Annotated in this window: 13 protein-coding genes; 7 read left to right on the top strand and 6 right to left on the bottom strand. The window is 48.6% G+C overall.

What is annotated here, in order from left to right; translation table 11 throughout:
* Window positions 1-12: 12 nt before the first annotated feature.
* From METH5_RS0104185 to METH5_RS14730, 3 genes are all read right to left on the bottom strand, one after another.
* Entirely contained in the window at window positions 13-192 is a 180-nt protein-coding gene (locus tag METH5_RS0104185) for a Flp family type IVb pilin (RefSeq protein WP_029147331.1), read from the bottom strand.
* A gap of 387 nt (window positions 193-579) precedes the next feature.
* Window positions 580-1,725: a GGDEF domain-containing protein gene (locus METH5_RS0104180; RefSeq protein WP_029147330.1), complete on the bottom strand. Its 1,146-nt coding sequence runs from the start codon at window positions 1,723-1,725 to the stop codon at window positions 580-582.
* A gap of 213 nt (window positions 1,726-1,938) precedes the next feature.
* Window positions 1,939-2,346 carry a helix-turn-helix domain-containing protein gene (locus METH5_RS14730; protein WP_029147329.1) on the bottom strand — a complete coding sequence of 136 codons (408 nt, stop codon included), beginning with the start codon at window positions 2,344-2,346 and terminating at the stop codon, window positions 1,939-1,941.
* 77 nt (window positions 2,347-2,423) lie between these two features.
* Here METH5_RS14730 and METH5_RS0104170 point away from each other — a divergent pair, with 77 nt between their 5' ends.
* From METH5_RS0104170 to METH5_RS0104160, 3 genes are read left to right on the top strand one after another with little or no spacing between them, the layout of a single operon-like run.
* The gene (locus tag METH5_RS0104170; RefSeq protein ID WP_029147328.1) at window positions 2,424-2,930 is read left to right on the top strand and encodes a DUF2938 family protein; all 507 of its coding nucleotides are present in this window, start codon (window positions 2,424-2,426) and stop codon (window positions 2,928-2,930) included.
* Between the two features lie 19 nt (window positions 2,931-2,949).
* On the top strand, window positions 2,950-3,183 hold the full coding sequence (locus tag METH5_RS0104165; protein ID WP_029147327.1) for a DUF2798 domain-containing protein: 234 nt from the start codon (window positions 2,950-2,952) through the stop codon (window positions 3,181-3,183).
* Between the two features lie 36 nt (window positions 3,184-3,219).
* Window positions 3,220-3,774, top strand: coding sequence for a pyridoxamine 5'-phosphate oxidase family protein (locus tag METH5_RS0104160; protein WP_029147326.1), 555 nt, complete (start codon window positions 3,220-3,222; stop codon window positions 3,772-3,774).
* Window positions 3,775-3,777: 3 nt separating this feature from the next.
* Here the strand turns inward: METH5_RS0104160 and METH5_RS0104155 are convergent, their stop codons facing one another.
* The gene (locus METH5_RS0104155; RefSeq protein WP_029147325.1) at window positions 3,778-4,110 is read right to left on the bottom strand and encodes a multidrug efflux SMR transporter; all 333 of its coding nucleotides are present in this window, start codon (window positions 4,108-4,110) and stop codon (window positions 3,778-3,780) included.
* A 17-nt stretch (window positions 4,111-4,127) separates the two neighbouring features.
* A complete protein-coding gene (locus tag METH5_RS15875; RefSeq protein ID WP_232410946.1) occupies window positions 4,128-4,604 on the bottom strand; it encodes a hypothetical protein in 477 nt (158 codons plus the stop codon).
* Window positions 4,605-4,609: 5 nt separating this feature from the next.
* Between METH5_RS15875 and METH5_RS0104145 the strand changes: the two genes are divergently transcribed.
* From METH5_RS0104145 to METH5_RS15870, 3 genes are all read left to right on the top strand, one after another.
* Entirely contained in the window at window positions 4,610-5,029 is a 420-nt protein-coding gene (locus tag METH5_RS0104145) for a hypothetical protein (RefSeq protein ID WP_029147323.1), read from the top strand.
* 132 nt (window positions 5,030-5,161) lie between these two features.
* The gene (locus tag METH5_RS0104140) at window positions 5,162-5,950 is read left to right on the top strand and encodes a hypothetical protein (RefSeq protein ID WP_029147322.1); all 789 of its coding nucleotides are present in this window, start codon (window positions 5,162-5,164) and stop codon (window positions 5,948-5,950) included.
* A gap of 212 nt (window positions 5,951-6,162) precedes the next feature.
* On the top strand, window positions 6,163-8,817 hold the full coding sequence (locus tag METH5_RS15870; protein WP_081726700.1) for a methyl-accepting chemotaxis protein: 2,655 nt from the start codon (window positions 6,163-6,165) through the stop codon (window positions 8,815-8,817).
* 67 nt (window positions 8,818-8,884) lie between these two features.
* On the opposite strand, the gene METH5_RS0104130 is transcribed toward METH5_RS15870, so the two are convergent.
* Window positions 8,885-11,050 carry an EAL domain-containing protein gene (locus METH5_RS0104130; protein ID WP_232410945.1) on the bottom strand — a complete coding sequence of 722 codons (2,166 nt, stop codon included), beginning with the start codon at window positions 11,048-11,050 and terminating at the stop codon, window positions 8,885-8,887.
* 366 nt (window positions 11,051-11,416) lie between these two features.
* Between METH5_RS0104130 and METH5_RS0104125 the strand changes: the two genes are divergently transcribed.
* Window positions 11,417-11,989 carry a PEP-CTERM sorting domain-containing protein gene (locus tag METH5_RS0104125; RefSeq protein WP_029147320.1) on the top strand — a complete coding sequence of 191 codons (573 nt, stop codon included), beginning with the start codon at window positions 11,417-11,419 and terminating at the stop codon, window positions 11,987-11,989.
* Window positions 11,990-12,096 lie beyond the last annotated feature (107 nt).

Genomic DNA, 12,096 nt, shown 5'->3' with positions numbered 1-12,096 from the left:
TACATGCGTGGGCTATGGGGTGAGTGCTGCGCTGATTTTAGTAAAGATATCTACAATGAGGGCATTGATCGGCTTGACGAAGCTGACCAGTGCAATAGCGACCATCGCTGCAATTAATGCATACTCAATGGCGCTTGCACCTTCCTCGTCGCGAGTGAAGGCTGAAAGAATGGCTTTAATCGTATTTTGCATGTTGATTCCCCGTTTGTTTTTGGGTACTTGCCTGGACTAATCTTGGCGGCATAGGCCCAAATTAATTTTACAAAAAACAACTTCTAAAAAAGCGACTTCATGGCTTAACTCAAGGGTGAGTCATCAGCCAGTACAGCTTACGCTGCTTTACCCAAAAAAACATTTATATAATTTTTATAGCAACTAATGTGCCCGTTATTGAAATAATATCGGTTTTTTAGCTATTTATTTAATTAAGTGTTTGATTTTAAATATATTTAATAGATGTTTGCTGGCGTTTTTTTAACATGTAATCACGTTGTGAAGTTTACAATGTTTGTCCACTCGATGACAAAAGATGACAGCGATGTATAAGTTTTTGTAATATTTAGGTGCGTTTTAACAACATCAATCTGTTTTTACATTGCCCAGTATTTGCCATTCAGCGCGATTTCGCCCGTTTTCCTTGGCGCGATAAAGCGCTTTATCTGCCTCTTCTACCAACTGTTGCATATCACTTTCAGCGGTCGGCACAATGGTCGCAATGCCCATAGAAATAGTGACGATGTCATGTGACGATTGCTCGTGGCGGATATTGAGTTTTTGGATCGCGCTCAACATGCTTTCGCTAATATTGCGGGCTTCATTCAATGGGGTATGAAACAGCACCACCGCAAACTCTTCGCCGCCGTAACGGGTGATAGAGTCGCCCGCCCTGCGTGCGCAACTATCGAGCGCCGACGCTACCTGTCGCAGGCAGTCATCTCCTGCCTGGTGCCCATAGCTGTCATTGAATTTTTTGAAAAAGTCGACATCAACCATCATTAAAGAGAGGGGCACTTTGGCACGCGATGCCTGCGCCCAGGTGTTGGCCAGGTTGGCATCAAAGCTACGCCGGTTGCCAATGCCCGTCAGGCGATCCTCCCAGGAGGCCTGTTCTGACGATATCTGTTTGAGCAGCACATCAATCAAAATTTTGCGTACCTCGCGTGCCGAGGCCCAAAGTGTTGCGCCAACCACCACCAGAATGACCAGCACCATATGCAGGGTTTCAAAATCCAGAAATGGCGTGGCAAGCAAAAGCGGAACATATACGCCGGCCGCGAAGGCAAAGAAAATTGGCAGAAACACCACCAGCCGTGGCAATGCTACGATCACCGCGATGAGCATGATAATCAGAATGGCGGCCTTGCTTGGGCGGCTGAGCAAAGGTAGCGCGATAGAGAGTGCGCCCCAGCCTAACCCAGCCATGCCAGCGGCCATGACATGGCGGTTGATCCGTGCCAGCTCAATGCTGACATTGGTTGAGAGGAAGTCTAATCGCCCCAGCCACCAATGCCAGGCGTGGGCCAGCAAGAGCCAGGCATACCAGGCAGAAGCATATCCGCCGCCGATATCCCAGGCCAGCATGGCCGCCGCCACAAATCCGCTAAACAATACAATTAACTTGCTACTGTTTTTGCCGCGGTAAACGTGGCGCAACTCTTCGCAGGCAAGATCATGCGGATTAAACGCCAGAGTCTTGATGGTATTTTCTTTTGTTTTATTGACCAAGTTCGATCCTGTTCTCATACGTTTATTGATTGAACGCATGCTCATGCAATGTGCAGAACGCTGAACAATCCTACTGCCTATGGTGTATGGCCGGCGTGTGTAATCATTATGCTGTATTTTATGCGGCTGTGCCTGCCAGGCGTGCGCAAATTGTGAGACTAGTCCGGCCCAGGTTAGCCAACTGGGCGCCACAAATGAGTGATGTTGAGTTGGCTACTTAAGTGTTGCGTTGGTGAGCCTGCCTTTGATTGCTGCCTGCATGAGCCGCCTGAACGAGGGACATTCTAAATGCGATGGCGCCTGACAGACTGCTGCGTGCTTGAGGCACTTGCTCATGATGGTGAGGCGTTTGATGGTGGCGTCTATGTGTTCGGCTTTGGCCAGCAGCGGCTGGCGATCTACGAGCGGCTTGTCGTTTGCGGCAAACATGGCTGTGATTTCTTGCAAGGAGAAATCAGCACATTTAGCCAGCGATATGAGGGCGAGCTGGTCTATCACATCTACCGCAAAGTATCTTTGCAGCCCTCTTCTGCCCAGTGATTTTATCAAGCCTATTTCTTCGTAGTACCTAAGGGTTGATGCGCGAATCCCGGTCTTTTTGACGACTTCAGAGATATTCATTTTAATGCTTGACCTCAAGTTAACTTGAGCTTGTATAGTGCTTTAAACACTGTGCAGTCGTCAATCAAAGGAGAGATATGAATATACAGCAGACTGTTCTTATAGAGGGGCTGTGGCTTGGTTTGTTGGCCACCGCATTGTTTGATGGCGGGCTGTTTTTACAGCGGCAATGGGGGGTGCGCACACTCAATTTTGCTTATCTTGGTCGCTGGATCGGTCATTTTAAACAGCTGAAATACATGCATGACAATATTGGGCAGGCGCCAGCGTTGGCGCATGAGTGGCTGATTGGCGTGCTTGGGCATTATGCGATTGGTGTTTTTATCGCAGAACTGCTGTTGCTGGCTGAAGGCGCAGCATGGATGCTCACCCCGGCAATCCTGCCTGCCCTTGTCGTCGGCATGCTCACGGTTGCTTTTCCGCTACTCATTATGCAGCCCGGCATGGGGGCTGGTGTTGCCTTTAGCAACACACCACGTCCCTGCAGCAACAGCCTGAAAAGCCTGCTTAACCACACTGTGTTTGGTGTGTGTTTGTATGCTGCAGCTGAGCTGATTCGCGTCATACGTTTAATCTGGTTTTAATCAAAAGGAGTCGGTCGAGATGCAATACAAATTAGCCCGTAAATATACACCGCTGGTGTTTGCTTTTTATATGTCAGCCGTGATGGCTTTGTTGATGTGTATGGTGATTGTCGCCATCAATACTGGGCTGGCTGGCGACTATGTCAGCAGAGTCATCAACGCCTATATGCTGGCGATGCCAAGCGCTTTTGTGTTTCTGCAATTGGTGCGGCCATTAGTGATGAAACTGGTCAACGCAACGGTCGCAACCTAGCCATATAATGGCTGCATACCAAAACGGAGAAGTGTCATGGGGAAGCAGTTTCAAGCATTAAGTGAGGCGCATACAAGCTTTATTGCCGCACAAAAAATATTTTTTGTTGGCACCGCGGCTGACCAGGGGCGGGTCAACATTTCGCCCAAAGGCATGCATACATTGAAAGTGCTGTCGCCTAATCGGGTGATTTGGTTAAACGTGACCGGCAGTGGCAATGAAACTGCAGCGCATGTGCAACAACATGCCAGGATGACGCTGATGTTTATGGCATTGGTAGGCGATCCACTTATTTTGCGTGTATACGGTCAGGCCAGGGTCATCCACAAAAAAGACCCTGAGTGGGGTGGCTTGATTAACCAGTTTGATCGTCTGCCAGGCGCCAGACAAATATTTGAGTTAAATGTTGAGTTGGTACAAACCTCTTGCGGCATGTCTGTGCCTTATATGGATTATGTCGGCGAACGGCAGCAGTTAAATAATTGGGCCGAGGCTAAAACCGAACAGGGCATTGAAGATTACTGGCTGGCAAAAAACCACACTAGCATCGACGGCTTCCCCACCTTGATTAAAGAAAAAAGCCTGGGTTAGGGCTTAATGGGCGACCGTTTTCGAAAACACATTCATGATAATGACGCCTGCCAGAATCAGCGCAATGCCAATGATGGCGGGCGTATCCAACGCCTGACCAAACACCACCCAGCCAACCAGGGCCAATAGCACAATGCCCAGACCTGCCCACACAGCATAGGCAATGCCGATAGGAATCGCTTTTAATACCAGTGACAAAAAGTAAAACGACAGGGCATAGCCCACCACAACGATGACAGACGGGATGGCTTTGGTGAAGCCAGCGCTCGCTTTGAGTGAGGAGGTCGCCGTCACCTCACTCAAAATGGCCGCGAATAAAAATAACCAATATTTCAGCATTTAAACAAACTCCTCTATTGTTTTTTTGCAAAGGCTGATTTTTTCCAGCCAGTCGATTTTTTCCAAGTAAAAGTACCGCAGGTGATCAGGTACAAAATGGCCGAGAAAATATTGAGCACGGGCACCATGCTTCTAAAGGCAAGAAAAAACGCTTTGCTCAAGGCATGCTTGGGCGTATCAAACTCACAGTTTTTAAATTCGATTAAACCGCCGATGGCCGAAATAAACAGCGGTATCAGATAGAACGCAGAAAGAACGTTGAAGTCCATGGTGTTTCCTTGTGAACATGTTTTTTGTTGCCTGATTGTTTGCATTATAAAACGATCATGACGCTGCTGGCATAGCGTCAATCTCTCGCTGCCACTGTGCCTGGCTTGTCCGATAATTCCTACAACAGATTCAGTCTGAGTGGGATACGGAACGAGCGGGCGGTGCGGCATCATGGCAGCTGTAAAACATTGATTAGACCAAATATCTAAAAAAGAGGCCATTCATCATGAAAAAATCCAAGCCAGCGCATACTGCTACCAGCGCCTTATCTTTAATTGCGATTACGGCGGGCACCGTTTCCGCAGCGCTGGTCATTATGTTTATGGGGTTTTTTATGACTGTCGTCTCTATTGGATCTACTACGCAGGCAGAGATGCACACGGCCGAGAACACAAGCAACGCTCTGGTTGCAGGCCATGTGCTGGTGGCGAATGCGGCTATCAGCCAGGCGGCGCGTGCAGGCAAGTCAGCGCATCCGGCTGAAAAAGGACATTTTATGGATGCTTTACTGCGAGATGACATGCATTCTTCTGCTGCAACGGCCGCTGGCGGGCAGCCACAGTCGGCCGCAAAAGTGACGCGTATTTATGCAAATCCGCTGTCTATGCCGTTTGTGCCGGCTAAATCACGTGTGACCAAGGTTTAGCGTCGTGGTTTAGCGTCGTGCCCTGTGGCCTGGCAACCCGAAGCAAATTGGAATTCTTGAATCTTGAGCATTTTTAGTGCATTGTTCGACATTGAACGAAATATTGGTATCAACAAACCATAGACTGAACTTATGAGAACTACGCTTTATCCTGGAAACACACATGCCCACCGCGCGCAAACGCCGTGGTTGGCGAGAGATGAAAAACGCTCTGTGAAGTCGCCAAGTATTGAGCGCGGTTCGGTGGATATTGGCAAAGTAAACGTTATTTTAATTGGCCTGATTGTGCTGATTTTGGTTGGATTGCTTTCCAAAGAGGACACGAATGCCGGGTTTTCTAGCCAGGCGATGCGTATCCAGACGCAGGTCGTGTCAGATGCCGGGCCCGACGAGAGCGAAGAGGCGCCTGCAAGTGTGGCGCAAGTAGACGCCAACACAGCGCCAGCGCAGGTGGCCCCCGCCAAACCTGGGGCTAAACCAGAGCTTAAGCCTGGCAATAAAAAGTCTAAAAAAATGGAGGTGGCAGAGCCCGAGCCTGCTTATTCGCCGGTGGTAGAAATGCATGCCAGCCAGGCACTGCCGGTTGTTGAGCCTGTGCAGCAAAAAGAGACTTCGCGAAAAATGCTGGTGTTTAATATCTGGAGTGTGTCGGAGCTGCGGTTAAGGAGTGCCTACACCACATTGATGAACGATAGTTCTATCCCGGCGCTGCAACTGGAAGCCAGAAAAAAAGACTATTTGAATTTTGTGGCTAAACGCACGCGTAAATGCGGTGAACTTGATAACAAATTTGCCAGCAATATTAACTCGGTAGAAAAACTGAGTTTTAGTAAAGGCGAGGTAGAAACTTTGGAGTGCCACGCCTCAGAAAATAATATAGAGCTCGATAAAATAAACGCGTTAAATACACGCGAATTGTAATCTTTTTTACAAGCAAATAATTTGATCTAAATCAATTGGTTGCCAGCTTGGCAAGCGATATGCAGATTGAGGCCCGGGGTCACTACCTTGGGCTTTTTTTATTGTTTAAATTGCACACGAATAGGTCATTTTATCCGCACATGCTAGTAGGCAAAAGCAGCGTAAATTAAGCGCTTGATTGTTGTTTTATTTTGCTGACCGAAAGCGCTGATATGAAGATAAATTTACCCGTGACACAGCAAGAGATCCTCTTGCAACAAGGTGTCTCGATTGTGTCCAAAACCGACTTAAAAGGCGCGATTACTTATATCAACCGCGACTTTATCGAGGTGAGCGGATTTTCTGAGCTGGAGCTGGTCGGCAAAAACCACAATATCATTCGTCACCCGGATATGCCGTCGGCTGCATTTGCCGATTTGTGGCGCACGGTTAAAGCGGGTAAGCCGTGGAATGGCATTGTCAAAAACCGCTGTAAAAATGGCGACCATTATTGGGTCGAGGCCAACGTCGCGCCGATTCGTCAAGGTGCTACGGTGGTTGGCTATATGTCGGTGCGCTCTATCGCGACGCGTGACCAGATTGAGCAGGCAGAAAAACTTTATCAGTTGATGCGGGATGGCAAGCAGCCAAAAGTGCGCTGGGCCGACAAGCTGACCGCACGTCTGCATGATGTGTCGATTACTTATAAATTGATGGCGGCGGTGTTGGGCCCGGTGCTGGCCATGACCGCAGCTGATATGTATGCAGGCCATGGCAAGGGATGGTTGGCGGCAGGTGTTGGTGTCGGCACTGCGCTGGTGGCGATTGCTTTGTTTTCGGCCAAGTTGAAAACGACCTTGCGTGTGATGAGTGAGGCTATCAATGGTCTGGCCGGGGGCAATCTGGAGGTACGGGTCGACACGCGTGGCGACGATGAGTTTGGTAGCCTGATGAAGATGCTTAAATCCATGCAGATTAAACTCGGGTTCGATGTGAATGACGCCAGGAAACTGGCCGAACAGGCTGGCCGTTTACAGTCTGCGCTGGATCAAAGTGCAGTTGCCTTGATGTTTGCCGATAGCATGCATCATCTGGAATATATGAACGATGCTGCGAAGCGTTTGTGGGGTGAGATGGCAACCAGCATTGGTGACGCTTTCCCCGGTTATAGCGTCGATCAGATGCTTGGCAGCAGCATAGGTAAGTATCTTGCGCATGCTGATGAACATGCATTATTTAGCCAGCAACTGACACAACCGCAGTCTGCAGAAATAAATATGTATGGCAAAAAAATACAGGTGCTGATCGTGCCGGTGTTTAGTGCTAAAGGCGAGTATCTGGGCCGGATGTCGCAATGGACCGATAGAACGGCCGAATCTATCGGCGAGCAGGAAGTGTTTCGCCTGGTGCAAGAGGCCGCACAGGGTAACTTGTCGCAACGGGTAAATACTGCGCAGTTGCCCGAGGGCTTTGTCAAGCAAGTGGGTCAGGGCATCAATCAGATTCTGGATGCGCTGATCAAGCCACTCAATGTGGCCGCGAAGTATGTAGAGCAAATAGCCAAAGGCCAGATTCCGGCAAAAATCACAGACGAATATCATGGTGATTTTAATACCATTAAGAATAACCTGAATCGGTGTATTGATGCCGTGAATGCGCTGATTACAGACGTGAACCAATTATCACAAGCGGCTATTGAAGGCAGATTGTCTACCCGTGCTGATTTGACGCGCCATCAGGGCGATTTTAAAAAGATTGTGACCGGCGTGAATGCGACGCTCGATTCGGTGATCGGTCCGTTGAATGTGGCCGCGCAATGTGTGGCGGATATTTCAAACGGTCAGATTCCGGCAAAAATTACCGCGCCTTACCAGGGCGATTTTAATGCGATAAAACATAATTTGAATACCTGCATTGATGCGGTGAATAATCTGGTGGCGGACGTTAATTTGCTGGCGGAAGCAGCCCGTGATGGCCGCATTACCGAGCGCGCAGATGCGACTAAGCATGCAGGCGATTTTCGTCAAATTGTGGCTGGTGTCAACAATACGTTGGACTTGATTGTGGCGCCGATTGTGGCCGTGACACAAGCGATTGAAACCATCACCACCGCCGCCAATGAGATCTCCAGCGGCAATGCCGATTTGTCGTCTCGTACCGAAAATCAGGCCTCCAGCCTGGAGCAAACGGCGGCTAGCATGGAGGAGCTGGCCTCGACCGTTAAGCAAAATGCAGGCAATGCGGTACAGGCAAATGAGTTAGCGCTCACTGCCTCTGAAATCGCCATTAAAGGCGGAAAAGTGGTGAATGAGGTGGTATCGACCATGGGGGCGATTAATGACAGCGCCAAAAAGATTGAAGACATTATTTCAGTGATTGACGGCATTGCGTTCCAGACTAATATCCTTGCCCTCAATGCTGCTGTTGAGGCGGCGCGGGCAGGTGAGCAAGGCCGCGGGTTTGCGGTGGTGGCGGGTGAAGTGCGTACCCTGGCGCAGCGATCTGCCAGTGCGGCCAAAGAAATAAAAGCGCTGATTACCGACTCGGTGACCAAGACTGCAGAAGGCACCAGGCTGGTAGAAAATGCGGGCATTACCATGGATGAGGTGGTGAGCGCCGTGCAACGGGTGGCTGATATTATTAATGAAATTTCAGCCGCGTCTACCGAGCAAACTGCGGGTATTGATCAGGTCAATCAGGCCGTGACCAGCATGGATGACACCACGCAGCAAAATGCCGCTTTGGTTGAGCAGGCCGCTGCGGCGGCTGAGTCGTTGGTAGATCAGGCCAATCAACTGGCAGAAGTGGTGAGTCAGTTTAAGCTGGATCCGCACAAACGCGGCACGACAGACCGGCACCAGCGGTTGCTGCAAAGAACAGGCACTTAAGCCCACTCGGTGAGTGCTCTTATATAAAAAGCCCGGCAATTTGCTGGGCTTTTTGCTGGAGCGTCATCTATAAATCATCCAGGTCAGTTGGCCTCGCCCGGTAATAGCCTTGCGAATATTGGCAGCCCATCTCTTTCAATAAGTGCTCTTGCGCCAGCGTTTCAACGCCTTCGGCAATCAGCTTGATATTGAGCTGGCTGCCCATGAAAATAATCGTTTTGCATAAGGCTTGGTCATTGAGGTTGTCGGTAATATTTTTAATAAACGACTGATCAATTTTAACGTAATCAATTTTAAATTTATTGAGGTAGGCGAGTGAAGAATAACCGGTGCCAAAGTCGTCGATTGCCAGTTTAATGCCATGCTCGTGAATGCTGTTTAGCGTTTCAATCACATTGCTGGAGGGTTCTAGCAATAGCCCTTCGGTGATTTCAAAGCAAAAATGGTCGCCAGAAATGCCGCGCGCGGCCAGGTTGGAAATAAAGTGATGAATGGGTGCAGATTGCGAGAATTGCAGCGGTGAAATATTGATACAGATTTCTACCTGCCCAAAGCGTTGGCTAATCTGCTCGAAGTCCTTAACGGTTTGCTGGAACACCCATGCGCCAAGTTCGGTAATGTAGCCGTTCTCTTCAGCGATGCTGATAAATACCTCTGGCTCAATGGTGCCAAATTCGGGATGTTGCCAGCGTAACAACGCCTCTACTTTTTCACACTGCAGATTATTTAAATTGAAAATGGGCTGATATTGCAGATGCAACTGGTTTCTTGGTACGGCATATCTTAATGCATTGCTTAAATGCGTTCTTCTGGTAAAGGCATCGTGCATGCCCTCATTAAATAGAATGAACTTGTTCTTGCCGGTGCGCTTGGCCTGATAAAGCGCCTGATCGGCAAACATGATGAGTTCTTCTGCCTGCTGGCTGTTATCAGGAAACAGCGATACGCCAATGCTGATTGAGACAACAAAAGACTTTTGCGCAATCGTGATCGGTGGTGCCATGGCGTTAATCAATTGTGTGCACAGGCTGCGCAGCTTCTCTTCATTGGCCTCTTGCTGAATCACAATCAAAAACTCATCTCCGCCAAATCTGGCCGTGAGGTTGGGTGCCACGATGATGGACTGAATGCGTTCAGCTACGTTGATCAGTACTTGATCACCAACGGCATGGCCCGCCGTATCATTAATCTCCTTAAAATTATCCAGATCAATAATCATCACGCCCAGGTTGTTAGGGTGTTGCGTGGCGGCTTGTAGCGCCTGGTCCAGCTCATGTTTGAGCTGGAACCGGTTCGGTAGCTTGGTCAGAAAGTCATGGTTAGCCTGAAACCATATTTCATGTTGTGCGGCTACAGCTTGTTTTTTGTTGGTTTTGTACAGCTTAAAGAGTTGAATCAGCAACAGCACCGCAAAAAACGAGAGGGCAGACACCAGATATTTGGTGAGTGGGTGCTCGGTTGTTCTGCGCCAGGCGTCCAGAATGTCCTGCGGATTGGTGCCAATTTGCAGGGTCGCTTTATTTAAAATACTTCGCAGCATCGGGTCGGCATCGCTGGCGGCCATAAACACTTTGCTGGTAATGGGGGTGATGCCATTTTTTCTGACGGCTTTGATTTTGTGAAAATCCAGATGGTAATCAAGCACCAGTTCGTTGCCAATGTAAGCATCGACCAAACCCGAGTCAAGGTATTCAAACGCTTCGTCCGCAATATCGACCGGCTTGATTTTGATGTCGGGTACTAACTCTTTGAGCCTTTGTGACACTGGCCCACTTCGGAAAACCGCCACCGTTTTATTGGCAAGCTGGTTCAGGGTGATCTCGCTTTGGTAAAGCTTGTTATTCGATGCGACATAAATAGCATTGGGCGTTTCCAGGTAAGGTGTGGCCAGCAGGTTGAACCCCATTGGCACCATGTTGCCGCGGATGCCGGTAATCAGTGTCACTTCATTGGTTGTGATGTCGTTGTGGTAATCAACGATGGTGAATGTGAAGCCCGTGAGCTGGCTGATTTTTTGCAGATATTGAATCGACACCCCTTTATGTTTTTGATTCTCCAGCTGAAATTCAATCGGCATCCAGCCATTTCTCACCGCGACGCGTATATTTCTATGCTGTTTTATCCAGTCGACTTCTTGGGCTGAAAATTGCAAGCGTTGCAAATTGTCTGCGGCGTACAGCTTGCCGAGCAGTATTTCTTGCGCGGGCAGTGACCATGACAGACACATTGCCATGAGTAAAATACACTGTTTAGTCATGCTTAAACTGGATGTGGTTGAGCGATTCAATCCCCTCAGTCCTTTCCCTAAAAATACATTCTTTTATACAAATTAAATTGTATGTGATAGTAATGCATTGCATGGCGGAATGAGAGGACTGTTTGCGTACTTATTATTTTTTGTGTGCGATAAGGGCCTCCGGCGGCCAAAAAAGCAGGGTGTGGCCTTGCAGGGTAGGGGGTATTTATTGCTGTAAATATATTTTTATTGAAATGTCAAGAAAATTTGCAATTTTTCTCAAAGAATGTAATATCGATAACGATGGGAAAGTGTTAGGTGCTTTGTAGTTATTTTTATTATTAAACTTAAGAGGAGAAGCAAATGAAACAATTTAGTAAGTTTGCAGTAGCCATGGCCATGGCAGTCGGATGCACGCAAGCATTTGCGGCGGCTTCGATTTTTGTGACAGAGCCAGGGGCGGATGGGTTTAACATCCAGACCGTTGCATTTAACGGTTCCAGTTACGATATTACTAAAATTGTGTTTGATTTTAGTAGTACCCTCACTGGGGATGGCAGCCATGTCGTCATCGACGGCTCACCATTCTCAGTGAGCGCACCTGCTGGTGGTACGGCCACGTTTTTTGGTAGTGGAGCAGTCTTCGGCTTTGACTTTACCAGCTTCAACTCATTTGATGTCTTTACTTTCAAATGGGATCCAGACTCTGCCATTAGCGGCGCTTATGGCGCGACCGGTCTGGATTTTATTGGCGGAACCGTGACTGCGTTTACAACCAGCGGCTTGTATAAAGGCACATTTGAGTTGGTGGGTAACGGGCCAGATGTTTCAGCCCAGTTGTCACCTTATGTGCCTGTGCCAGAGCCACTCACCAGCGCAAGCTTGCTGGCGGGCCTTGGCGTATTAGGGTTGGCTGGTCGCCGTCGTCGATCATAAATTGATTGTTTGTAGAGCTTAAGCCCATCGAATTTATGGTGGGCTTTTTATTTTGAGTCAGCATGAGGTGGTTCACTGGCAAGTTGTTTTAAACGGTTGCGGCCATA

Source organism: Methylophilus sp. 5 (assembly GCF_000515275.1).
Lineage (GTDB): Bacteria > Pseudomonadota > Gammaproteobacteria > Burkholderiales > Methylophilaceae > Methylophilus.
Note: the sequence above shows the minus strand (reverse complement) of the source record. Positions and strands in the feature narration are given on the sequence as shown.